24 protein-coding genes and 2 tRNA genes are annotated in these 21,188 nt (G+C 58.5%); 15 read left to right on the plus strand and 11 right to left on the minus strand.

Annotated features, from left to right (window positions below):
* The first annotated feature begins 6 nt into the window (after positions 1-6).
* From pstB to HFP51_RS06785, 5 genes are all read left to right on the plus strand, one after another.
* Positions 7-753 carry a phosphate ABC transporter ATP-binding protein PstB gene (pstB, locus tag HFP51_RS06765; protein WP_255454968.1) on the plus strand — a complete coding sequence of 249 codons (747 nt, stop codon included), beginning with the start codon at positions 7-9 and terminating at the stop codon, positions 751-753.
* Positions 754-767: 14 nt separating this feature from the next.
* Entirely contained in the window at positions 768-1,484 is a 717-nt protein-coding gene (phoU, locus tag HFP51_RS06770) for a phosphate signaling complex protein PhoU (protein ID WP_176874999.1), read from the plus strand.
* Positions 1,481-2,179 (plus strand): phosphate regulon transcriptional regulator PhoB, encoded by a 699-nt coding sequence (gene phoB / locus HFP51_RS06775; protein WP_176875001.1) that lies wholly within the window; start codon positions 1,481-1,483, stop codon positions 2,177-2,179. The genes phoU and phoB overlap by 4 nt, the downstream gene beginning before the upstream one ends.
* Positions 2,180-2,314: 135 nt before the next feature.
* Positions 2,315-3,220: an SDR family oxidoreductase gene (locus tag HFP51_RS06780; protein WP_176875003.1), complete on the plus strand. Its 906-nt coding sequence runs from the start codon at positions 2,315-2,317 to the stop codon at positions 3,218-3,220.
* Between the two features lie 173 nt (positions 3,221-3,393).
* Positions 3,394-4,443: a hypothetical protein gene (locus tag HFP51_RS06785; protein WP_176875005.1), complete on the plus strand. Its 1,050-nt coding sequence runs from the start codon at positions 3,394-3,396 to the stop codon at positions 4,441-4,443.
* Between the two features lie 93 nt (positions 4,444-4,536).
* On the opposite strand, the gene HFP51_RS06790 is transcribed toward HFP51_RS06785, so the two are convergent.
* Both HFP51_RS06790 and epsC read right to left on the minus strand, forming a co-directional pair.
* Complete coding sequence (locus HFP51_RS06790) at positions 4,537-4,896, minus strand: DUF2794 domain-containing protein (protein WP_176875007.1); 360 nt, start codon at positions 4,894-4,896, stop codon at positions 4,537-4,539.
* Entirely contained in the window at positions 4,896-5,594 is a 699-nt protein-coding gene (gene epsC / locus HFP51_RS06795; protein ID WP_176875009.1) for a serine O-acetyltransferase EpsC, read from the minus strand. Before epsC ends, HFP51_RS06790 begins: the two co-directional genes overlap by 1 nt.
* A gap of 169 nt (positions 5,595-5,763) precedes the next feature.
* On the opposite strand from epsC, the gene HFP51_RS06800 reads away from it, so the two are divergent.
* Entirely contained in the window at positions 5,764-6,666 is a 903-nt protein-coding gene (locus HFP51_RS06800; RefSeq protein WP_176875011.1) for a LysR substrate-binding domain-containing protein, read from the plus strand.
* Positions 6,667-6,714: 48 nt separating this feature from the next.
* Here the strand turns inward: HFP51_RS06800 and HFP51_RS06805 are convergent, their stop codons facing one another.
* The 3 genes from HFP51_RS06805 to pgsA are packed head-to-tail and all read right to left on the minus strand — an operon-like array spanning position 6,715 to position 7,987.
* Positions 6,715-7,164 (minus strand): molybdenum cofactor biosynthesis protein MoaE, encoded by a 450-nt coding sequence (locus tag HFP51_RS06805; RefSeq protein WP_176875013.1) that lies wholly within the window; start codon positions 7,162-7,164, stop codon positions 6,715-6,717.
* On the minus strand, positions 7,161-7,418 hold the full coding sequence (gene moaD, locus HFP51_RS06810) for a molybdopterin converting factor subunit 1 (RefSeq protein ID WP_176875015.1): 258 nt from the start codon (positions 7,416-7,418) through the stop codon (positions 7,161-7,163). Before moaD ends, HFP51_RS06805 begins: the two co-directional genes overlap by 4 nt.
* 5 nt (positions 7,419-7,423) lie before the next feature.
* Positions 7,424-7,987, minus strand: coding sequence for a CDP-diacylglycerol--glycerol-3-phosphate 3-phosphatidyltransferase (pgsA, locus tag HFP51_RS06815; protein ID WP_176875016.1), 564 nt, complete (start codon positions 7,985-7,987; stop codon positions 7,424-7,426).
* Positions 7,988-8,134: 147 nt separating this feature from the next.
* Between pgsA and HFP51_RS06820 the strand changes: the two genes are divergently transcribed.
* Positions 8,135-9,436 carry an MFS transporter gene (locus tag HFP51_RS06820; RefSeq protein ID WP_176875018.1) on the plus strand — a complete coding sequence of 434 codons (1,302 nt, stop codon included), beginning with the start codon at positions 8,135-8,137 and terminating at the stop codon, positions 9,434-9,436.
* On the opposite strand, the gene HFP51_RS06825 is transcribed toward HFP51_RS06820, so the two are convergent.
* Both HFP51_RS06825 and HFP51_RS06830 read right to left on the minus strand, forming a co-directional pair.
* Positions 9,433-9,651 carry a hypothetical protein gene (locus HFP51_RS06825; protein WP_176875020.1) on the minus strand — a complete coding sequence of 73 codons (219 nt, stop codon included), beginning with the start codon at positions 9,649-9,651 and terminating at the stop codon, positions 9,433-9,435. The two genes, HFP51_RS06820 and HFP51_RS06825, sit on opposite strands and share 4 nt — an antisense overlap.
* A 117-nt stretch (positions 9,652-9,768) precedes the next feature.
* The gene (locus HFP51_RS06830) at positions 9,769-10,629 is read right to left on the minus strand and encodes a CoA ester lyase (RefSeq protein WP_176875022.1); all 861 of its coding nucleotides are present in this window, start codon (positions 10,627-10,629) and stop codon (positions 9,769-9,771) included.
* A gap of 83 nt (positions 10,630-10,712) precedes the next feature.
* On the opposite strand from HFP51_RS06830, the gene HFP51_RS06835 reads away from it, so the two are divergent.
* Together HFP51_RS06835 and HFP51_RS06840 are read left to right on the plus strand one after the other, a co-directional pair.
* On the plus strand, positions 10,713-11,489 hold the full coding sequence (locus HFP51_RS06835) for a crotonase/enoyl-CoA hydratase family protein (protein ID WP_370462947.1): 777 nt from the start codon (positions 10,713-10,715) through the stop codon (positions 11,487-11,489).
* A 45-nt stretch (positions 11,490-11,534) separates the two neighbouring features.
* Positions 11,535-12,512 (plus strand): nitronate monooxygenase family protein, encoded by a 978-nt coding sequence (locus HFP51_RS06840; RefSeq protein WP_176875024.1) that lies wholly within the window; start codon positions 11,535-11,537, stop codon positions 12,510-12,512.
* Here HFP51_RS06840 and HFP51_RS06845 read toward each other — a convergent pair.
* The 4 genes from HFP51_RS06845 to HFP51_RS06860 all read right to left on the minus strand — a co-directional run bounded on the left by HFP51_RS06845 (position 12,509) and on the right by HFP51_RS06860 (position 14,933).
* Complete coding sequence (locus tag HFP51_RS06845) at positions 12,509-13,282, minus strand: hypothetical protein (RefSeq protein ID WP_176875025.1); 774 nt, start codon at positions 13,280-13,282, stop codon at positions 12,509-12,511. The two genes, HFP51_RS06840 and HFP51_RS06845, sit on opposite strands and share 4 nt — an antisense overlap.
* A gap of 189 nt (positions 13,283-13,471) precedes the next feature.
* The gene (locus tag HFP51_RS06850) at positions 13,472-14,254 is read right to left on the minus strand and encodes a glucose 1-dehydrogenase (protein WP_218135330.1); all 783 of its coding nucleotides are present in this window, start codon (positions 14,252-14,254) and stop codon (positions 13,472-13,474) included.
* 182 nt (positions 14,255-14,436) lie between these two features.
* Positions 14,437-14,512 (minus strand) — tRNA-Ala (locus tag HFP51_RS06855).
* Between the two features lie 61 nt (positions 14,513-14,573).
* Complete coding sequence (locus HFP51_RS06860) at positions 14,574-14,933, minus strand: TIGR02300 family protein (RefSeq protein WP_176875027.1); 360 nt, start codon at positions 14,931-14,933, stop codon at positions 14,574-14,576.
* A gap of 157 nt (positions 14,934-15,090) precedes the next feature.
* On the opposite strand from HFP51_RS06860, the gene aroA reads away from it, so the two are divergent.
* The 6 genes from aroA (at position 15,091) to HFP51_RS06890 (ending at position 21,186) form a co-directional block, all read left to right on the plus strand.
* Positions 15,091-16,428 carry a 3-phosphoshikimate 1-carboxyvinyltransferase gene (aroA, locus tag HFP51_RS06865; RefSeq protein WP_176875028.1) on the plus strand — a complete coding sequence of 446 codons (1,338 nt, stop codon included), beginning with the start codon at positions 15,091-15,093 and terminating at the stop codon, positions 16,426-16,428.
* Entirely contained in the window at positions 16,425-17,051 is a 627-nt protein-coding gene (gene cmk / locus HFP51_RS06870) for a (d)CMP kinase (RefSeq protein ID WP_176875030.1), read from the plus strand. The genes aroA and cmk overlap by 4 nt, the downstream gene beginning before the upstream one ends.
* 208 nt (positions 17,052-17,259) lie before the next feature.
* Positions 17,260-18,966: a 30S ribosomal protein S1 gene (gene rpsA, locus HFP51_RS06875; protein ID WP_176875032.1), complete on the plus strand. Its 1,707-nt coding sequence runs from the start codon at positions 17,260-17,262 to the stop codon at positions 18,964-18,966.
* 302 nt (positions 18,967-19,268) lie between these two features.
* The gene (locus HFP51_RS06880; RefSeq protein ID WP_176875033.1) at positions 19,269-19,547 is read left to right on the plus strand and encodes an integration host factor subunit beta; all 279 of its coding nucleotides are present in this window, start codon (positions 19,269-19,271) and stop codon (positions 19,545-19,547) included.
* Positions 19,548-19,603: 56 nt separating this feature from the next.
* Positions 19,604-19,690 (plus strand) — tRNA-Leu (locus HFP51_RS06885).
* 80 nt (positions 19,691-19,770) lie between these two features.
* Complete coding sequence (locus tag HFP51_RS06890; protein ID WP_176875036.1) at positions 19,771-21,186, plus strand: alkaline phosphatase PhoX; 1,416 nt, start codon at positions 19,771-19,773, stop codon at positions 21,184-21,186.
* The last annotated feature ends 2 nt before the right edge of the window (positions 21,187-21,188 follow it).

Here is a 21,188-nt window from a genome sequence, read left to right on the forward strand (position 1 = left end):
CCAAAGATGACGGCCCGCGATGTGGATGTCTATTATGGCGACAAGCAGGCGATCAATAATGTGTCGATTGATATCGGCATGGACAATGTGACGGCCTTTATCGGACCGTCCGGCTGCGGCAAATCAACCTTTCTCCGGACCCTCAATCGGATGAACGACACGATCCCGATCGCGCGGACCACAGGTCAGATCGAGCTCGACGGCAACGATATCTACGATGCATCGATGGATGTGGTGCAGTTGCGCGCCCGGGTTGGCATGGTGTTTCAAAAGCCCAATCCTTTCCCGAAATCGATTTACGAAAATGTTGCCTATGGCCCCCGCATTCATGGACTTGCTTCGTCCAAGGCGGATCTCGATGCGATTGTCGAACGCTCGCTGATCCGCGCAGGCCTGTTCGAAGAAGTGAAAGACCGGCTCGCCGATAGCGGTACCGCGCTTTCCGGCGGCCAGCAGCAGCGCCTGTGTATTGCCCGCGCGATTGCGGTCGATCCTGAAGTCATCCTGATGGACGAACCCTGCTCGGCGCTCGACCCGATCGCCACGGCGAAGATCGAAGAGCTGATCCACGAGCTGCGCGGCAAATATGCGATCGTGATCGTCACCCATAACATGCAACAGGCCGCTCGAGTGTCGCAGCGCACGGCCTTTTTCCATCTCGGCAATCTCGTTGAATATGGCGAGACTTCGGAGCTCTTTACCAATCCAAGCAAAGATCGAACCAAGGATTATATCACTGGACGCTACGGTTAGTCCGGAACGCAATCATGGCCAAGAACACAGAACATACAGTCAAAGCATTTGACGACGATATCGGCGAACTGCGCGCGCTCGTTTCCGAAATGGGCGGACTGGTCGAAGCGGCCATCGGCGATGCTATCCATGCCCTAAGCCGCCACGATCTCGATACCGCCACGCGGATAATCGCGGAAGATGCGCGGATCGATGAGCTGGAAGCCGAGATTGAGCGGCTGGCGGTGCGCCTTATCGCACTGCGCGCGCCCCTGGCTGACGATCTGCGCGAGGCGGTCGCCGCGATCAAGATCGCAACCGTTCTCGAGCGTATCGGCGATTATGCCAAGAATATCGCCAAGCGTGTGCCGATCTTTGATCGTCGGGGCGATATCGAACCGCTGAGCATCCTGCCGTCGATGGCGCAGATTGTTCAAGAGATGATCCATAATGTGCTCGACGCCTTTGCCGCTCGCGATGCGGCGATGGCAAAGACCGTGATCGAACGCGATTCAGCGGTCGATGATTTCTACGATAGCCTGTTCCGCGCCCTCCTTACCTACATGATGGAGAATTCGCACAATATTACCCAGTCCACGCATCTGTTGTTTATCGCCAAGAACCTTGAACGGGTTGGTGATCATGCAACCAACATTGCGGAAATGGTCTATTTCGCCGCCACCGGCGATTATCTCGAAGACCCTAACACGGGACAGGGTGACGAGCCCGACACCGAGGATATCGAAGAATGAGCAAGGCAAAACTCCTGCTAGTCGAAGATGATATGGCGCTGACCGAGCTGCTAATCTGGCATTTCGAGCGCGAAGAATTCAAAGTGAAGCATACCGTCGATGGCGAAGAAGCGCTGCTCCTGGCTCGCGAAAACCCGCCGGATCTGGTGCTGCTCGACTGGATGATCGAGGGCCTTTCCGGGATCGAAGTCTGCCGCCGCCTGCGGCGCATGCCCGATACCGCCAATGTTCCAATCATCATGCTGACCGCGCGTGGCGAAGAAGAAGATCGCGTGCGCGGTCTTGAAACCGGCGCCGATGATTATGTGACCAAGCCGTTCAGCCCGCGCGAACTGGTGGCGCGGGTTGGCGCGGTGCTCCGCCGTGTGCGTCCTGCCCTGGCTGGCGAGCCATTGCACCATGGCGATATCGCGATGGATACGGTGAGCTATAAGGTTAAGCGCGACGGCGAGACCATTCCGCTTGGCCCGACCGAATTCCGCTTGCTCAAACATTTTCTCGAACATCCCGGCCGCGTATTCAGCCGCGAACGGTTGCTCGATTCTGTCTGGGGCCATGACTCGGATATCGAGCCGCGGACAGTCGATGTGCATATCCGGCGACTGCGCAAGGCCCTGAATAAGGGCGGAAAGCAGGATATCATCCGCACGGTCCGTTCAGCGGGCTATGCGCTGGATGCAGAAGGCGTAGGATAACCCGCATCCGCCGGGCTCGCCGATACGGCAGATCAGAGCCAGGAAAATTCTGTTTGCCAGCCCGTTGCTAACGCAAACGCGGCGGGTTAACGCGCACGTCAACTGAATTCACAGCCAATCCATGGAGTCTCCATCATGTCCATTTCCTTTGAAGATAAAGTCGCCATCGTCACCGGAGCCGGCGGCGGATTGGGCCGCGCTTATGCGCTCGATCTCGCCAAGCGCGGCGCCAAAGTTGTCGTCAACGATCTCGGCGGCGCTCGCGATGGCACCGGCACCTCCGATGCTGCAGCCGAAGTGGTTGCGGAGATCGAAGCAGCTGGCGGTACGGCCATGGCCAATGGCGGCAGCGTGACCGATGAAGAGCATATGGCCGAGATGGTCGCCAAGACCAAAGAAACCTGGGGCGGCGTGCACGTCCTGATCAACAATGCCGGCATCCTGCGCGACAAGAGCTTTGCCAAGATGACGATGGAAGATTGGAAGCTCGTCATCGATGTGCATCTCAATGGCTCGGCGATCTGCACCAAGGCCGTATGGGAAACGATGCGCGAACAGGCCTATGGCCGCATTCTCAACACAGCCTCCTCAACCGGTCTCTACGGTAACTTCGGCCAAGCCAATTATGGCGCGGCCAAGCTCGGCCTTGCCGGTTTCACCAAGACGCTCGCCATCGAAGGCGCGAAGTATAATATCAAGGTGAACACGATCGCACCGATCGCTGGCACGCGCATGACTGAAGACATCATGCCGCCGGAAATGTTCCAGGCCCTGTCGCCAGAAAATGTGGTTCCGGCGGCGGTTTACCTGGTTGCCGAAGACGCACCGACCAACATGATCGTGGGCGCTGGCGGCGGCTTCTTCCATGCCGCCTATGTCACCCACACGCAGGGCGTTGCCCTTCCCGATGACCAGCGCAACGCCGAAGGCGTAGCCGCGGTCTGGGACGAAATCATCGATCGTGCGGAAGAATTCGTACCGCAGAGCGGCGCGGAACAGGGCGGACAGGCGTTCAAGAAGCTGCAGGCTCTGGCTGGCTAACTCAAGCCAAACAATCGAATAGTGAAGGGCGCGTCGGATTAACCGGCGCGCCCTTTCTATTTAGCACGCAAATTCCGGTCGTCATGTTCACCGCTGATCGTACCACCGTATTGCATCACTAATACAGCTGTGCTAGGGCCGCCCCATCCAAGGCACAATGAGGAAGGATGCCGATGTATAGCGAGAGCGATTTAGAGGCGGCGATCGACGCGGGAGCGTTGAACGAAGCCGATGTAGCCAAATTCCGCCGGTTCATGGCCGCGGACCGGTCCACCACCCTTGTCGATGAGGAGCATTTTCGCCTCATCACCGGGTTCAACGATATCTTTGTGGCGATTGCCAGCGTCTTGCTGCTGGTCGCCATCGCCTGGTTGGGCGGAGAGATTCAACCCTGGGTTGGCGCGCTTGGCGTTGCCGCAGCGGCATGGGGTCTGTCTGAATATTTCACCAAGGTCCGCCGCATGGCGTTCCCGTCGATCCTGCTGTTGCTCGCTTTTGTCGGCGGTCTTTTTGCTACGGTGGTCAGCGGATTGATCGGAGATGGAAACCAATATGGCCCGGGCGATGAAGCAACGGTAGCCACCTTCATATCGATTGCCGGCGTGGTCGCCGCAATCGGCGCCTTCTTGCATTGGCGGCGGTTCCGCGTGCCGATCACGATTGCGGCTGGCGCTGCAGCGGTGGTCGCGACCATTATCGGCCTGATGGCGGTTGCCACCGATGGCGAAATCGAACCGTTCCTGCATCCGCTTCTGCTGATTTCGGGCCTCGGCGTCTTTGCCCTGGCGATGCGCTGGGACATTAGCGATCCGGTCCGCGAAACGCGGCGTTCGGACGTCGCCTTCTGGCTCCACCTCTTGGCAGCCCCGCTGATCGTTCACCCGATCTTCGCGGAAATCGGCGTCCTCGAAGGTACGCTCAGCATGGGCGGCGCGGTGCTCGTCATTGGCCTCTATGTCGTGATGGCCGTGATCGCACTGGCGATCGATCGCCGGGCACTGATGGTGTCGTCGCTTGTCTATGTGCTGTGGGCACTCAATGGCCTCTTCGATCAGTTCGGCGCGGTTGAAACCAACATCGCCCTGGCGGCGCTGGTCATTGGTTCAGCCCTGCTGCTGCTCTCGGCCTTCTGGCACAATGCCCGCGGGCTGGTTGTGAAGCCGCTCCCCGAAGCGATTACCAACAGGCTCCCGGTAATCGGCAAGGAAACGGCTACGGCCTAAGGGCGGGCGGAGCTCCCCAACGGAGCTTCTGCCACGCCAGTCAACAGCAAAGGGCGGGAGGATGCACACGCACCCTCCCGCCCTTTTCTGATTCTAGTCTCCGACGATTTTGAGCAAACGCCGTTCAACCGGTGCCAATACCGGCGCCAGTTCATGGCCGCGTTTCAGGATCATCCCGGCTTCGTTGAGCAATGCCCACATCCCCTGCCGATTGCGCAGCGAGGGCCGTTTCTCGATCCGGTACTCGGGCTGTTCTGCCGTCCGGCGAAAGGCGGAGAAAGAGGCAAAATCCTTCTCGAAATTCATCGCATAGTCCCGCCAGTGCCCGGCCGCGACCATCCGACCATAGAGATCGAGGATACGGTTGAGTTCGGGGCGCTCAAAACCGACCTGGTTGGGCTTGGATTGACCATGCTGGCCGCTTCTTTTGGGAAATGGGGTAACTGTGCCCATCAGGCGCAATCGCTCTCCTGAGGCTCGTCTTCAGCGCCATCACGCTCGGCAATCAGGGCATCGAGCTGCTTGTGGAGCTGTTCCAACTCGCACCGCATCAGCTCAAGGCGCTGGGTCGATGGATCAAACATATCGCTGCACGGCGTACCATATGGAACAAAGCCTTCAGGCTTGTCCTCGGCCTCCATCAGCGTAGGCTTGGCGGGAATACCGACCATAACCGCGCCGGGTTGGACATCCTTGGTCACCACGGCATTGGCACCGATACGCGCGCCCTGCCCGACCGTGATCGGACCGAGGATCTGTGCGCCCGACCCGATAATCACGTCATCTTCAATCGTCGGATGCCGCTTGCCCGCGACACCATCGGCCGGGTTTGTGCCGCCCAGCGTTACGTTCTGATAGATGGTGACATTGTCGCCGATCTGCGCGGTTTCCCCGATCACCGTGAATCCGTGATCAATAAACAGATGGCGACCGATCTTCGCGCCGGGATGAATATCGATCGCCGTGAGGAAACGCGAAAAATGGTTCACGAAACGCGCAAGGAAAAACAACCGCCCGCGAAACAGTAAATGCGCGAAGCGATGATAGGTAAAGGCCCATACTCCTGGATAGAGCAAGACCTCCACCCGAGATCGCGGTGCGGGATCGCGAGACCGTATGGAATCGATATAGGCAATCAATCTGCCGGGCATCTTGCTTCTCCCGCGCCAGTGGCAATCCGCAACGTAATAATCGTTCAAGCGGAAAAAGACCAGTTCAACCGACTAATAGCCCACAAAGCCCAGCTATCTCAATATTGAATGTTGAAATCGATTAATAACCGTGTATTAAGCTATAAAACCGATTACGGAAGAACCTGCCATGTCGACTTATCTGCCGACTTTGAAACAGCTGCAATATCTTGTGGCGCTGCGCGATCATGGCCATTTCGGCAAAGCTGCCGAAGCCTGTTTTGTTACCCAATCGACCCTGTCGGCCGGTCTTCGTGAGCTGGAATCCCTGATCGGTATCACTTTGGTCGAACGCACGCGTCGGGTGGTTCGCTTTACACCGCTCGGCCTCAGCATCGCTGACAAAGCCCAGCGCGTTCTGCGCGAAGCCGAAGAGCTTTCAGAGATGGCTCGGGCCGCCGGTAAGCCGTTGTCCGGTGAAATGCGAATGGGCGTCATCCCAACCATCGCTCCGTTCCTGCTGCCCCATATTCTGCCCAAGCTTCGAACGGACTGGCCGGATCTCAAATTGTTCCTGCGCGAAGAGACCAGTCCAGCAGCATGCGATTCCCTGCAGCGTGGCCAGATTGACTGCATATTGCTCGCCCTCCCCTATAGCTGTGGCGAAGTCGATTATGCGGAGTTGTTCGATGATCGGCTGTTCGTGGCCTTTCCCGAAGGCGAACCCGCTGACCCGCCAAAGCAGATCTCGCCCGACACAATAGATGAAGGCAAATTGCTGCTGCTCGAAGACGGCCATTGCCTGAAGGATCATGCGCTCGCGGCATGCAACCGGCCGGAGCTGCGCGCAGAGGCCCGGATGATGGGAACCTCATTGCACACGCTCGTCCAGATGGTCGAAAATGGCCTTGGCACCACGATGCTGCCGGAGATGGCAATCGATGCCGGTATCTTGCGCGATACTCATATTGTCGCCCGGCCACTCGATGCCGATCACCCGTCTCGGACGATCGCCCTGGTGTGGCGCAAGAACAGTCCCCGCGAAAAAGATTTCCGCCTGCTGGCTGACGCAATGCGTGAGGCGGCCGCGTAGATAAATCGAGCCTGCCCAAAAGGGCAGATCTCGCTCTTTCTTGCGCGCTCAGTCCGCGGTCCAGCGATCGCGGGCCGTCTTATCATCGCTTCGCGATTCGACCCATTGCGTGCGCCCATCGGCAAAGATTTCGCGCTTCCAGAAAGGCGCGTCGGTCTTGAGCCAGTCGATCACGAAATGCACCGCATCCAGCGCATCGCCGCGATGGCGCGCCGAAGCCCCGACAAATACAATGCGGCTGCCGACCGGCAAGCGGCCAACCCGGTGAATGATGGTGAGGCTGTTGAGCGCCCAGCGTTCGCTCGCCTGCTGAGCAATCGTTTCCAGCGCCGAGACCGTCATCGCCGGATAGTGCTCAAGCTCGAGCGCCGTGATGCCGCCATCGCCGCGCACCAGGCCGACAAAAGTCGCAACTGCACCGGGCGCATTCTGTTCGAGCCGCGCAGATTCTTGCGAGAGATCGAAATCTTCCGGCCGGACCGAAACAAACGGCCTCATCCGCCTGTCACTGGCGGGAACACCGCCACCTCACAATTGGCAGGCAGCGGTGCATCGGGCGTGGAAAACTCCTGGTTCACCGCCATATGAAGCCGATCACGATCAGCAAAGGCAGTCGCATAACCATCGCCTCGTTCGGCAAGCCAGTCGATCAGCCCAGCCACGGTATCGACATTTGCCGGCGGCTCAACGCTCTCTTCGCTGCATCCGATCGCTTCCCGCACCCAGGCAAAATAGAGCATGTCGATGGCCATGGTCGCTAGTCCATATGCTTGAGGCCGGCGCGCAAATAATCCCAGCCGGTGATCAACGTCAGCGCCGCGGCCGTCCAAAGCGACACCAGGCCGACCATGTTGACCCAATCGAAATCCGTCCAGCCGCCGCGGTTCACCGCACCAGCCAATATCAGCGCACCGAGCGCCACCATTTGGAACGCGGTTTTCCACTTGGCCAACTGACTGACCGGCACCGAGACACTGAGCCCCGCCAGAAACTCGCGCAGGCCCGAAACAATGATCTCGCGCAACAGGATGACGATCGCAGCAATCACGTGCCAGCTATCGATATCGCGCGTGAACACCAGCATCACGATGACCGCTGCCACCATGATCTTGTCGGCAATCGGATCGAGAAAGATGCCGAGCTTCGACACCGTACCGGCCGCACGGGCAAGATAGCCGTCGAGATAATCCGTCGCGCCGACGATGCAGTAGAGCACGAAGGCGCAGCTATAGCCGAGCCACCCAGAATCCCAGAGCAGCGCCACCAGCACGGGCACCGCAAAGATGCGTGACAAAGTGAGAAGGTTCGGAAGCGTCAGCATGGTCCCGCCCTCCTAACCGCTTTTCGCCATCCGACAAAGCCTCGATCCGCATAGACCGACACAGCACAGCCCTTGGCGTGCCCGAATGGCTTCGCTATGCGTGACAACCAATCTCAACGCACCCCTTCCCTTTTCTCGAAGGACTGCATGCCAACATCGCTCGAACTTTTAACAAAGCGCCGTTTTGCGCCGCTTTTCGTCACCCAGCTACTGGGCGCGTTCAACGATAATCTCTTCAAGTTCGCGATGGTCGTGCTGGTAATCTACGAAATTTACGACGATCCGGCAGTCGAGTTTCAATTCAGTTCGATCTCCACTGCCTTGTTTATCCTGCCATTTTTTCTGCTTTCGGCGATTGCCGGTCAACTAGCCGACAATATGGACAAGGCGAAAATCATTCGCTTCGTCAAAACGCTGGAAATCGTGATCGCGCTGACCGGCGCTGCCGGGCTTATTCTGCAGTCCATCCCGCTAATGCTGACAGCATTATTTGCCCTTGGCGCCCAATCGACATTTTTCGGGCCTATCAAATATGCGATCCTGCCGCAGCATCTCAAAAAAGAAGAAGTGCTCGCAGGGACCGGCCTGGTCGAAGCAGGAACCTATGTCGCAATCCTGGGAGGAACGATCCTCGGCGGTGTGATTGTCGACTGGCTGGGCGCCTTCTGGGCGGCCATCTGGGTGCTTACTGTTGCGATCATTGGCCGCATCAGCGCGCATTTCGTGCCGGATGCCCCGCCGCAGAAGGAAGTCGAGCCGATCGACTATAATATCTTCCGCTCCTCCTACCGGCTGGTGAACGGGACGATGCATATTCGTCGGCTGTTCCTGGCGATCATCGCAATCAGTTTCTTCTGGACGATCGGATCGGTGCTGATCATCCAATTCCCGCCGCTCGTCAAAAATGTGCTGACCGCCGACCCGAAGGTTGCCAGCCTTTTCCTCGGCGTTTTCTCGATCGGCATCGCCATCGGCTCGATCCTCTCCAACCGGATCCTGAAAGGCGAAGTCTCCGCCCGGATCGCGCCCCTGAGCGTGATCGTCATGGGCGCCTTTGTGCTGGTGCTCTATTTCATCTCGATCAGCTGGGAAGGGCTCGAAAATGGTGAGCTCTACGATCTGGTCGGCTTCATCCTGCATGACGGCAGCTGGCTGCTGCTTGGCGTGTTGCTGGGCGTTGCAATTGCCGGCGGCATGTTCGTCGTGCCGCTCTACGCCTTCCTCACCACAACCGTTGACCTGAGCCAGACCGCGCGGACGATTGCGGCGAACAATGTCGTGAATTCAGGCTGCATGGTGCTCGGCGCGCTCGCCGCATTCGGTCTCAGCTTGCTCGGCGTGTCGACTACTGAGCAGCTATTCCTCGTGGCAGCGATGTGTTTGGTATCCTCCTGGACAGCCTGGCTGCTGCACAAGGCCTGCGATGAGGTTAAGCCTGCGCTCGGCTAGCCCAGGAACGTAAAGAAGAAGACAAAGCCCCCGGCCCATGTCGTGGCGAATAGCCGGACATTCTCGCTAAATATCGGACGACGCAATCGCGGCACGCGCCGCAGCGTCGCCGCAAACTCAGCCTCACTGGGCCGACGGATCATATCCGCAGTCAGCGACGCGTAGAGCGTTTCTGGGAGCGTTTCAGGAAGCGATTCGGTTGGGGCAGTTGCCATTCCCCGGCGTTAACACTTTCTTTACGATCTCGTTTACCGCAAATTAGGGTTAACCCGGACAGGCCAATTTCCTGTCCATTATCGGGACAACAGCAGCACTGTTTTCACTCGATTTTTCTAGCTGTCAGCCTCTTGGCGCGCAGCAATTGCCTCGGCCATTGCGACCAGCCCTTCGGCTTCAGCAAGATGTAGGCGCTCAACCATGGTGCCATCGAGATCGATGACCCCCTTCCCCTCATTTTCGGGTTCGGCAAAGGCCGCGATTATGGCCTGCGCATCTTCCAGCGCGCTGCGCGAGGGGGCAAATATCCGGTTGGCCGCCTCAAGCTGATCGGGATGGATTACAGTCTTTCCGTCAAACCCGAATTCACGACCCTGTTCGCATTCGGACGCAAGGCCCGCCTCATCGCTGATCGAATTGTACACACCATCGATCACAATCTTGCCATGCACCCGCGCAGCCATAACGGTCAGCGACAATGCCGTTTCGAATGCCGAGCGCTGCGGACGCAGCTTGGCCTGCATCTCCTTGGCAAGATCATTGGTGCCCATCACCAGCGCAGAGAGCTTCTTGCTCGCCGCGATCTCCGCAATATTGAAGATCGCGAGCGGCGTTTCGACCATGGCCCAGATCGGGATTTTGGTCGCAACCCCAAAATCAATATCACCCGGTTCGGATATTTTCGGCAGTAAGACGCCATCGGGCTTCACGGTTTTGACCATGGCAATATCGTCCGCACCCCATTCGGTGTCGGCTCCGTTGACGCGAATGACGGTCTCGCGCGCGCCATAACCTCCGGCCTTCACCGCCGCCGCCACCTGCTCTCGGGCATTGGGTTTTTCTATAGGCGCCACCGCATCTTCGAGATCGAAGATCAGGACATCGGCAGCAAGCGTCCTGGACTTTTCCAGGGCACGCGCATTGGCACCTGGCATATAGAGGCAAGAACGGCGAGGTCGGAAAGAGAGTTTGGTCATAGCCGCCCTTATTCCGCATGCTGCATCACAAACCAAGGTTGACGTGAACGTAAGGTATCGCGAGAGTGCGCCAAAACAGAATCATGGGAGAAGCGATCATGTCCGAAGCCGTCACCACCAATGCCGAAAATGGCGTTCTCACAATCACGATCAATCGGCCCGAAGCCAAAAATGCGGTGAACCGGGAGGTTGCCGAAGGTATCGCCGCAGCCATCGAGACGCTGGAAAGCGACGACAGCCTGATCATCGGCATCATCACCGGTGCCGGCGGTACTTTCTGTTCGGGCATGGATCTGAAAGCCTTTCTGCAGGGCGAGCTTCCGGTTGTGGCCGGCAAGGGCTTTGCTGGCTTTGTCGAAGATCCGCCTGCCAAACCGCTGATCGCCGCGGTAGACGGCTATGCACTCGCCGGTGGTATGGAACTCGCCATCGCCTGTGATCTCGTCGTGGCCAACAAGGACGCACAGTTCGGCATTCCCGAAGCCAAGCGCGGCCTGGCAGCAGGCGCCGGCGCACTGCTCCGCCTCCCCCGCCTGATGCCGCAACGCTATGCGATGGAACTCGCGCTGACCGGCGATTTCATTTCGGCCCAGCGCGCCGCGGAGATGGGCCTCGTCAATCGCGTGGTCGACGGCCCGGCGCTCGATGGTGCCAAGGAACTCGCCGCGACAATCGCCGAAAATGGCCCGCTCGCGGTAAAGGCCAGCAAGGAAGTCATCGTGAAGACTGAAGATTGGTCGCACGATGAAATGTGGGCCAAGCAGCAGGAAATCATCGGCGGCATTTTCCAATCCGAAGATGCCCGCGAAGGCGCGATGGCCTTTGCCCAGAAACGCAAACCCGAATGGAAGGGCCGGTAGAAACCAGGCCATTCAAACAGAACGACCGCCCGAGGAGAGACAAGAATGAAAACCCGTATCACCGAACTGTTCGGCATCGAACATCCGATCATCCAGGGCGGCATGCATTATGTCGGCTTTGCTGAGCTCGCCGCTGCGGTGTCCGAAGCGGGCGGCCTCGGTATTATCACTGGCCTGACGCAGAAAACGCCTGAAGATCTCGATAAGGAGATCAAGAAGGCGAAGGAAATGACGGACAAGCCGATCGGCGTGAACCTGACTTTCCTCCCGGCATTCACCACCCCGCCCTACCCCGAGTATATCGACGCAATCATCGAGAATGATATCAAAGCCGTCGAAACCGCTGGTCGCAATCCGCAGGAACATCTGCCGCGGATGCAGGAAGCGGGCATCAAGATCATCCACAAATGCACCAGCGTGCGCCACAGCCTGAAGGCCCAGTCGATTGGCTGCGATGCCGTGTCGGTTGATGGCTTTGAGTGCGGCGGCCATCCGGGTGAAGACGATATCCCAAACATGATCCTGCTGCCGCGCGCCGCCGATGAACTGGAAATCCCGTTCGTCGCATCCGGCGGTCAAGCCGATGCGCGCAGCCTGGTCGCGAGCCTCGCCATGGGCGCCGAAGGCATCAATATGGGCACGCGCTTTATCGCAACCAAAGAAGCGCCGGTGCATGACAATGTCAAACAGGCGATCGTCGATGCGAGCGAGCTGGACACCGCGCTTGTGATGCGCCCGCTCCGCAATACCGAGCGCGTGCTGAAGAATGATGCGGTCGAAGAAATTCTGAAGATCGAACGCGAAAAAGGCGCTGACCTCCAGATCACCGACATTCTCGATCAGGTTGCCGGTGTTTATCCGGAGATCATGATGGAAGGCACCATGGATCGCGGCGCATGGAGCTGCGGCATGGTTGCAGGGCTCATCAATGATGTCCCGACCTGCAAGGAACTGATCGACGGCATCATGGAAGAGGCCGAAACGATCATCAATCAGCGGCTCGAAGGTTTTCTCGCGGCTTAGCTTCCGCTTGCCGGCATGGGTACGGCCAGGAATTGCATGTCCTGGCCAACCACATCGATCCGTACGACGCGGCGATTGTCGCCACGCGTGACATAGACGTCATTGTCTGGCGATCCGCCGCGAATTTCATAGCGGATCGTGTCAAAATCTCCCGCAGGAGTGCTGATCTCGCCACCGGGATAGGCCGTAACCGTCACATCGGCGAAGGCGTTGCCGAGCGGGCCATACCAGTGAAAGCTCTCCGCAGTCCCTTCCGCTTCGCCCATCACCAGCGGCATAAGAAAGGCCACCGGGCGCGGCAGCGTGCCATCAGGTACGTTGAAATCTACTGGCTGCGTCTCCGTTTCCTCAACGGCATCGATAAAGCGACTGCCAGTTGCACGCCCATCGGTGAATTCGAGATTGAGAACCATATAGGACATGCCCCGATGAAATTGGAGATGGACCCTATCGAACTCCAGGCTCGGGGTGAGGTTGAAGGCAAGCGTCTCATAGACTTCTGCGCTCGGCATCATCGAGCGATCGTAGAGGATCACACCGTCCTCAGTCTTTATCCAGCCAAGCCGCATGAACCCGTCCCGCTCACCGCCATTGAACAGGCCAAGGAAAAACTCACCGCGGTCGGCCAGCGCCGATGCGGTTCGCGCGCCGACGCTGCCGTCAACCGGAACCTGCGCCTGAACCGCGCTCATCGGTTGAGCCAGAAGCGCTGCGCCGGCCAATGCGAAGCCTGCCACTGCGCGTGAAAACGGTTGGAATAGTCTGTGCATGCGATGCCCCTTTTTCTTGCGAAAACCGTATTCAGGGCATCTTCCAGCACAAAGCGCGATTCGACGAACGGCCGCTGGTGTTCGAGCGATAATCACAGCGCCGGCGGCCGAGCGGGGTTTAGACTGGCCTTTTCAGCCGTTCAGGCAGTCCGATCAGTCAAGCCGGTTCATGCAATCGAGCAAACGTGCCTAGGCGGTTGAAATCATGCCGCCGTCCAGCACAATGGTCTGGCCGGTCATCCAAGACGAGGCCTCGGAGCAAAGGAAAATTGCAGTTCCGGCAATATCCTCTGGCTTGCCCATTCTTCCGCGGGGAATCTGGGACAGTGCAAACTTCGTCATTTCGTCATTCTCGACGATCTGTTTGGTCATGTCGCTTGGGAAAAAGCCGGGTGCGATTGCGTTCACATTGATACGGCTCGATGCCAGATCTGTCGCCAGATGCTCGGTCAGATGGATCACGCCAGATTTGCTCGCGGAATAGGCATAGGTGGGCATTCCAGAATTTCTGATCCCGTTGATCGACGCGATGTTGATCACCCGGGCAGGCTCGTCGGCATTTCCACCCGCCTTCAGCAGCGGAAGGAACTTCTGGGTGGCGAAGAATATGGACTTGATATTGATGTCCATGACCTTGTCCCAGCCCTTTTCGGGGAAATCCTCCAGCGGCGCGCTCCAATTGGCGCCGGCATTGTTGATCAGAATGTCGATCCTGTCCTCATGCTTGCCGATTTCCTCAACAAGAGCTTCAATCCCCTCGACTTTCGACATGTCGCTCTGAATGGCGATACATTCTCCCAGTTCGGACAGCTCTTTGGCCTTCGCCTCAAGCCGTTCGGCCTTGCGCGCAGTGATGTAGACCTTGGCGCCATTCTCCAGCAGCCCACGCGCCATCATCGCACCAATACCGCTCGAACCGCCGGAAACGACAGCGACCTTGCCGCTGACATCGAAAAGGGATCTCATGTTCATCGCGCACTCCATGTGGTTCAGTTGACCATCCTCTTAAGGGCGCCCGTGTGCCGGTCAACAAAGTGGTGCTTCAACGCACCGAGAACATGGGCGCCGAGAATGATGTGAGAAACCGACCGTCGCGTTTCGTTGGAGCCAATCCAATCGCACGGTTATTCAACTCAGATTGTAGATATGGAAAATGGTGGAGCCGAGGGGGATCGAACCCCTGACCTCTACACTGCCAGTGTAGCGCTCTCCCAGCTGAGCTACGGCCCCATCATATTGGGAGCGGCGCATGTAACGCCGCCGCCCGAAATTGGCAAGTCAGCCAAACGCCCTAGCTATCGTCTTCCTTATCGTCGTCGCTGGCGCTGGTATCGACCTGAATATCGTCGTCGCCACCCAGATCGACTTCGTCGTCCGGGTTGATCTCGGCATCTTCATCGACATCGGCAACGAGATCCTCATTGTCATTGTCATCGCCGCCGGAAAGATCGGCATCGTCCTTCTTGTCTTTGTCGTCTTTCTTGGCGTCGTCAAAGATCACCGGCTGCTTTGATTTGAGAACCGGCTCAGGTTCCCAGATCGCTCCGCACTCGCTGTTGATACAGGTTACCGGATCGTCATTGCCGAGGTCATAAAAACGCAGGCCGCATTTCGGGCAGGTGCGTTTCGATCCCCATTCTGGCTTCACCATTATCTTGTGTCTTTCATCGGATAGAAAAATTGTCTGCTGGCGAAATGCCGCACTTCGCCGGGCGCTTGCCACATGGGATTGCCACTGTCAAAAGCCAAGGCCTTCAAATGCGATTTCGAAGCTGATGCTGCAGCACAGCCTCCTAAAAAGGACGACCATGTCAGAACCGATTCCCCGGACCTTTATGGCGCAAGGACCATTGCGTGGCCATGCCCGCGTTCCCGGCGACAAATCGATCAGCCATCGCGCCCTGATCCTGTCCGCAATGGCCACCGGTGAGAGCCGAATCGAAGGGTTGCTGGATAGCGAGGACGTGATCGCGACGGTGGCCGCTCTCTGGTCGATGGGCGCGCAGATTGGCCAGGATTCCAACGGCAATTGGGTCGTGAACGGGGTCGGGGTCGGCGGATTGCTGCAGCCGGAAACCGCTCTCGACATGGGTAATTCCGGCACCAGCACGCGGTTGTTGATGGGATTGGTCGCCAGTCACGCGATTAGCACGACCTTTATCGGCGATCCCTCCCTCTCCCGTCGGCCCATGGGTCGGGTGATCGAGCCGCTCTCCAAAATGGGCGCGAGCTTTTCGGTGACGCCGGAAGACCGCCTGCCGCTGATGGTGCATGGGCGGGTGCCGGCGGTGCCGATCGAATATCGCCTGCCGGTCGCCTCAGCCCAGGTGAAATCCGCGATCATGCTCGCCGCGCTCAATACACCGGGCGTATCGCGCGTGATCGAGCCGGAACGCACCCGGGACCATAGCGAGCGGATGCTCAAGGGGTTTGGCGCCGAGGTCACGGTCGAGGAAGTCGATGGCGAACGGATCATCAGCGTTACCGGCGAGGCCGCACTCCAGCCGCAGCTGATGAGCGTTCCCGGAGACCCCTCCTCTGCTGCCTTCCCGATGGTCGCTGCGTTGATCGTGCCGGGCTCTGACATCTGGATCCGTCATGTTGGCGTTAATGAGACGCGCATCGGCCTGATCGAAGTGCTGCGCGATATGGGTGCCGACATCTCCTACGCTAATGAGCGCGAAATCGGCGGCGAACCGGTGGCCGACATCCATGTCCAGCATAGCGCGCTCAAGGGCATTGAAGTTCCGCCCGAAATCGCACCGCGCATGATCGACGAGTTTCCAGTCCTGTTCGTGGCAGCAGCCATGGCCGAGGGGAAAACGGTTTGCACAGGCCTCAGCGAGCTGCGCCACAAGGAGTCCGATCGCCTCGCGGTGATGGCCAAAGGTCTCGCCCAGCTGGGCGTGCCGGTTGAAGAGAGCGACGATGGGCTGACAATCACCGGATCGGGCGGCGAACAGTTACGCGGAGACTATGCAACGCCCGTGATTGCCGCTGAACTCGATCACCGGATCGCAATGAGCTTTGCAGTGGCCGGCCTTGCGTCGCAGCATGGCGTGCGGATTGACGATATCCGCCCGATAGCGACCAGCTTTCCCAGCTTCCCGCCGATGCTCGAAGATTTGGGCGCCACCCTCCAATGATCATCGCGGTCGACGGACCCGCCGCATCCGGCAAGGGGACGATCGCCCGTGAGCTGGCGGCGCATTACGGCCTCGCCTGGCTCGATACCGGCCTGCTGTATCGCGCCGTAGGGGTGAGCGTGATGCGGGCAGAGGCGGATCCAGAGGATTCCGATGCGGCCCTGGCCGGCTGTGATTTCGCGGACGACCTGCTGGAAGACCCCGAACTGCGCAGCGAACGGGCCGGAAACTATGCCTCACGCGTATCCGTACACCCGGCGGTACGCGCCGCACTGATCGAGCGACAAGAACGCTTTGCAAACCAGCCGGGAGGTGCGGTTCTTGACGGTCGCGATATCGGCACGGTGATCGCGCCTCATGCCGACGCCAAACTGTTTGTAACAGCGAGTGCGCAAGCGCGCGCAGACCGCCGGTTCGCCGATGAAGTGAAGAGCAATCCGGATGCAGATCGCGATGCGATCCTCGCTGATATCGAAGCGCGCGACGAACGCGACTCAGAACGCTCCAGCGCCCCTCTGAAACGCGCAGACGATGCGGACTTGCTCGATACCACGAACCTGACTATATCAGCCGCCGTCCAGCGGGCGATTGCGCTCGTAGAAGCTCGGACGGGTAAGCGGTAACAACCGCATCCACCCAGCAACGTATCAGGCAACGGCGCATGCGCCGCGGTCTTGGTGCGTTTTTGTGCTTTTCGCACAGCGCCTAGCTTTTACGCCGAAAACGGCCACTGGATGCGGGATCGACATGGGGTCGTTTCTGCAATTTTGTTCCAAGACCTCCGGAGACAACCGGATGGCCTGAAACGAATATTCGAAGGACTATTTATTCATGGCAACTGCGCCGAACCCTACACGGGACGATTTTGAAAAACTGCTCAACGAAACACTGGGCGATGCTGACGGCTTCGAAGGCCGCGTCGTCAAAGGCACCGTTACCGGTATCGAGAATGATCTCGCGGTTATCGATGTTGGGCTGAAATCCGAAGGCCGCGTGCCGCTTCGCGAATTTGCGAGCCCCGGCCAAAAAGCTGAACTTTCCGTTGGCGACGAAGTCGAAGTCTATGTCGACCGCGTCGAAAACTCGAATGGCGAAGCAATGCTCAGCCGCGATCGCGCCCGCCGCGAAGCCGCCTGGGACCGCCTCGAAACAGAATATGACAAGGAAGCCCGTGTCGAAGGTACGATCTTCGGTCGCGTCAAAGGCGGCTTCACCGTCGATCTTGGCGGCGCCGTGGCCTTCCTTCCCGGCAGTCAGGTCGATATCCGCCCCGTGCGCGACGTCACCCCGCTGATGGATATTCCGCAGCCGTTCCAGATCCTCAAAATGGATCGTCGCCGTGGCAACATCGTTGTCTCGCGTCGCGCCGTTCTGGAAGAAACCCGCGCCGAACAGCGTTCGGACCTGATCCAGTCGCTCACCGAAGGCCAGGTTATCGAAGGCGTCGTCAAGAACATCACCGATTATGGTGCGTTCGTTGACCTCGGCGGCATTGATGGTCTGCTGCATGTCACCGACATGAGCTACAAGCGCATCAACCACCCGTCCGAGATGGTCAATATCGGCGACAAGGTTACCGTGCAGATCGTCCGCATCAATCGCGAGACGCAGCGCATCAGCCTTGGCATGAAACAGCTCGAAACCGATCCTTGGGATGGTGCATCGGCCAAATATCCGGTCGAGGCGAAGTTCACCGGTCGGGTTACGAACATCACCGAATATGGTGCTTTCGTCGAACTGGAATCCGGCATTGAAGGCCTGGTCCATGTGTCCGAGATGAGCTGGACGAAAAAGAACGTCCATCCGGGCAAGATCGTTTCGACGAGCGAACAGGTTGAAGTCGTCGTTCTCGAAGTTGATGAAGAGAAGCGCCGGATCAGCCTTGGCCTGAAACAGGCACAGGACAATCCGTGGGATAGCTTCGCAGATCGCTTCCCGGTTGGTGCCGAAGTCGAAGGTGAAGTCAAAAACGCTACCGAATTCGGCCTGTTCATCGGCCTCGATGGCGATGTCGACGGCATGGTTCACATGTCGGACATCAGCTGGGGCGTTTCCGGTGAAGAAGCCCTTGAACTTCATCACAAAGGCGAAACCGTCAAGGCAATCGTTCTCGACGTGGATCCCGAAAAGGAACGCATCAGCCTCGGCATGAAGCAGCTCGAACGCGGCGGCGCATCGACCGACACCGGCGATCTTCGTAAAGGCAAAGTGGCTACGGTCACCGTGCTCGATGTTCGCGATGGTGGCCTCGACGTACAGGTTGGCGACGATGGAGCCACCGGCTTCGTCAAGCGCTCGGATCTGGGTCGCGACCGCGACGAACAGCGTCCGGACCGTTTCCAGGTTGGCCAGAAATTCGACGCGATGGTCGTCGGTTTCGATCGCTCGAAAAAGCCGAACTTCTCGATCAAGGCGCTTCAGGTTGCCGAAGAGAAACAGGCCGTCAAACAATATGGTTCGACGGATTCCGGTGCGAGCCTCGGCGATATTCTCGGCGAAGCGCTGAAGCAGAAAGGCGATGACTCAGACGACAGCTAAAGCCGTCATCTGAGCGATTATCGCGCAGGATCAGAGGCCTGCGACTCGCGAGTGGGACATTGTCTCATAGCGTGGTCTCAGGCCTCTTTTTTTGCTCGTTAATCACGAATTCCCCAAAAATCAGACCGATTTGCGGGCATTTCACCATGAAACCTGCCCAATCGCCTTGAAAAAGATGGCAAAGCGGAACATTACGGAATTGCACGGGTCATAAGCGCGGAGACACGCGTCTGGCCTCTGCCGCAATGGCAAAGCCATGTGAAATAAGAGTCGCAAACTAAAATGTTTTGGGGGAAACGCGCATGATTCGATCTGAGCTTGTGCAGAAGATCGCCACCGACAATCCTGACCTCTCGGCCAAGGATGTCGAAAAACTCGTGAACTGCTTCTTTGACACGATTACCGACCAGCTCGCCGATGGCGGACGGGTTGAGCTTCGTGGCTTCGGTGCCTTTTCGACGCGTGACCGAAAAGCACGCATCGGCCGCAACCCGCGCACCGGGGCTTCGGTTAGTGTTCCAGCCAAGCGCGTGCCCTATTTCAAACCGGGCAAGGAAATGCGCGAACGCCTTAACGACTAAGGCGCGCGCACTTTGCGCTTGTAACACGAAGACAGTTCAGCCACGCATTTCCAGATGCGGACGTGGCGAAACCGGTAGACGCTGCAGACTTAAAATCTGCTTCCCGTAAGGGAGTGCGGGTTCGAGTCCCGCCGTCCGCACCAAAAGCGCGAAAAGTTGTTCACTGTACCATATTCGCGCTAGGCTGCTGGTTACCCAATCAACCAGCCGGGACACCTGATCGATGACGCTCTCTCGCCGAACTTTCCTACAATATGGCCAGGCGGCTGGTCTCTTCTATTCAGCAACTGCACTGGGCGGCCTAACGGCTCTGACATCGTCGGCCCGTGCCAATCCCCTTGTTCCGGACCCTGAAGCGCTGATCGACCTTCCCCAAGGCTTTTCCTATTCGGTTGTGTCAGAAACGGGCGGCATGATGGCCGATGGATTTTTTCGGCCTGGCCGTCCCGATGGCATGGCCTGTTTCGCTGATCCAACAAATGCAGATCGCTGCATCTTGATGCGCAATCATGAAAATTGGCCGGACACCACCGATGGCAGCCCGTTTGGCGAGAATAACGAGCTGCTATCGCGCGTTCCCGAAGGCAAGATTTTCGGCCTGAAACCTGATGGCAGCCCGTTTTTCGGCGGCGTCTCCAAGGTCGTGTACGATATGCGTCGCGGAGAGCTGGTTGAGGATTATCTCGTATTGACCGGCACTTCGGCCAACTGCGCTGGCGGGGCAACGCCATGGGGATCCTGGCTGACCTGCGAAGAAGCCCCCCGGCGACCACCGGAAGAATCGCAACGCTATCACGGCTTTGTCTTCGAAACGCCGTCATCTGCAACCGGCTTGATCGACCCGGTGCCGCTGACTGCCATGGGACGCTTTGTCCATGAGGCCGTGGCCGTCGATCCGGATACCGGCATTATTTACCTCACTGAAGATAGCCCGACCGGTCTCTTCTATCGCTTTTTGCCGAACAGCCCGGGTCAGTTACACCTGGGTGGCCGCCTCCAGGCGCTGGTGATCCGGGAATGGCCGTCGGCCAATACCAGTAACTGGCCGCGGGATTGGGGTGGCGCAGGATTGGGTGAAATTGGCCAGGGCAGATCCTATGCGGTCGACTGGATCGACCTGAACGATGTGGAATCACCCGATGCGACCTTGCCGGCCCGCGGCTATGCGGCGGGTGCAGCTCAGTTCTTCCGTGGTGAAGGTATGGATTATGCCCGGCGGCCCGATGGCAGCGGCGGTGACATCTATTTCAACTGTACACAGGGCGGCGTCCAGCGGGCGGGTCAGGTGTGGCGATATTCGCCAAGTCCGTCGGAGGGCCAGGGCGATGAAACCGGAACGCCAGGCCAACTGACCCTGGTGTATGAATCGCCGGGCGCAGATTCGCTCGACATGTGCGACAATCTGGTTGTTGCGCCCTGGGGCGATCTCATCCTGTGTGAGGATGGTCGCGGCGAGAATTATCTGCGCGGTCTGACACCCACGGGAGAGATTTACGACGTCGCCCGCAATGCGCATCCATTGAAGAGCGAGTTTTGCGGTGCCTGTTTTTCGCCGGACGGAAGCACGATGTTTGTGAACATCCAGGTTCCGGGCATCACGCTCGCAATCCGCGGACCTTGGGAAAGCCTAAGCAGCTGATC

Origin of the sequence: Parasphingopyxis sp. CP4 (assembly GCF_013378055.1) — a bacterium.
Taxonomy (GTDB): Bacteria; Pseudomonadota; Alphaproteobacteria; order Sphingomonadales; family Sphingomonadaceae; genus Parasphingopyxis.

Bases quoted from the DNA above. Each gene is read 5' to 3' on its own strand.
- pstB (WP_255454968.1), top strand. From the start codon at position 7: ATGACGGCCCGCGATGTGGATGTCTATTATGGCGACAAGCAGGCGATC.
- phoU (WP_176874999.1), top strand. From the start codon at position 768: ATGGCCAAGAACACAGAACATACAGTCAAAGCATTTGACGACGATATC.
- phoB (WP_176875001.1), top strand. From the start codon at position 1,481: ATGAGCAAGGCAAAACTCCTGCTAGTCGAAGATGATATGGCGCTGACC.
- HFP51_RS06780 (WP_176875003.1), top strand. From the start codon at position 2,315: ATGTCCATTTCCTTTGAAGATAAAGTCGCCATCGTCACCGGAGCCGGC.
- HFP51_RS06785 (WP_176875005.1), top strand. From the start codon at position 3,394: ATGTATAGCGAGAGCGATTTAGAGGCGGCGATCGACGCGGGAGCGTTG.
- HFP51_RS06790 (WP_176875007.1), bottom strand. From the start codon at position 4,896: ATGGGCACAGTTACCCCATTTCCCAAAAGAAGCGGCCAGCATGGTCAA.
- epsC (WP_176875009.1), bottom strand. From the start codon at position 5,594: ATGCCCGGCAGATTGATTGCCTATATCGATTCCATACGGTCTCGCGAT.
- HFP51_RS06800 (WP_176875011.1), top strand. From the start codon at position 5,764: ATGTCGACTTATCTGCCGACTTTGAAACAGCTGCAATATCTTGTGGCG.
- HFP51_RS06805 (WP_176875013.1), bottom strand. From the start codon at position 7,164: ATGAGGCCGTTTGTTTCGGTCCGGCCGGAAGATTTCGATCTCTCGCAA.
- moaD (WP_176875015.1), bottom strand. From the start codon at position 7,418: ATGGCCATCGACATGCTCTATTTTGCCTGGGTGCGGGAAGCGATCGGA.
- pgsA (WP_176875016.1), bottom strand. From the start codon at position 7,987: ATGCTGACGCTTCCGAACCTTCTCACTTTGTCACGCATCTTTGCGGTG.
- HFP51_RS06820 (WP_176875018.1), top strand. From the start codon at position 8,135: ATGCCAACATCGCTCGAACTTTTAACAAAGCGCCGTTTTGCGCCGCTT.
- HFP51_RS06825 (WP_176875020.1), bottom strand. From the start codon at position 9,651: ATGGCAACTGCCCCAACCGAATCGCTTCCTGAAACGCTCCCAGAAACG.
- HFP51_RS06830 (WP_176875022.1), bottom strand. From the start codon at position 10,629: ATGACCAAACTCTCTTTCCGACCTCGCCGTTCTTGCCTCTATATGCCA.
- HFP51_RS06835 (WP_370462947.1), top strand. From the start codon at position 10,713: ATGGGAGAAGCGATCATGTCCGAAGCCGTCACCACCAATGCCGAAAAT.
- HFP51_RS06840 (WP_176875024.1), top strand. From the start codon at position 11,535: ATGAAAACCCGTATCACCGAACTGTTCGGCATCGAACATCCGATCATC.
- HFP51_RS06845 (WP_176875025.1), bottom strand. From the start codon at position 13,282: ATGCACAGACTATTCCAACCGTTTTCACGCGCAGTGGCAGGCTTCGCA.
- HFP51_RS06850 (WP_218135330.1), bottom strand. From the start codon at position 14,254: ATGAACATGAGATCCCTTTTCGATGTCAGCGGCAAGGTCGCTGTCGTT.
- HFP51_RS06860 (WP_176875027.1), bottom strand. From the start codon at position 14,933: ATGGTGAAGCCAGAATGGGGATCGAAACGCACCTGCCCGAAATGCGGC.
- aroA (WP_176875028.1), top strand. From the start codon at position 15,091: ATGTCAGAACCGATTCCCCGGACCTTTATGGCGCAAGGACCATTGCGT.
- cmk (WP_176875030.1), top strand. From the start codon at position 16,425: ATGATCATCGCGGTCGACGGACCCGCCGCATCCGGCAAGGGGACGATC.
- rpsA (WP_176875032.1), top strand. From the start codon at position 17,260: ATGGCAACTGCGCCGAACCCTACACGGGACGATTTTGAAAAACTGCTC.
- HFP51_RS06880 (WP_176875033.1), top strand. From the start codon at position 19,269: ATGATTCGATCTGAGCTTGTGCAGAAGATCGCCACCGACAATCCTGAC.
- HFP51_RS06890 (WP_176875036.1), top strand. From the start codon at position 19,771: ATGACGCTCTCTCGCCGAACTTTCCTACAATATGGCCAGGCGGCTGGT.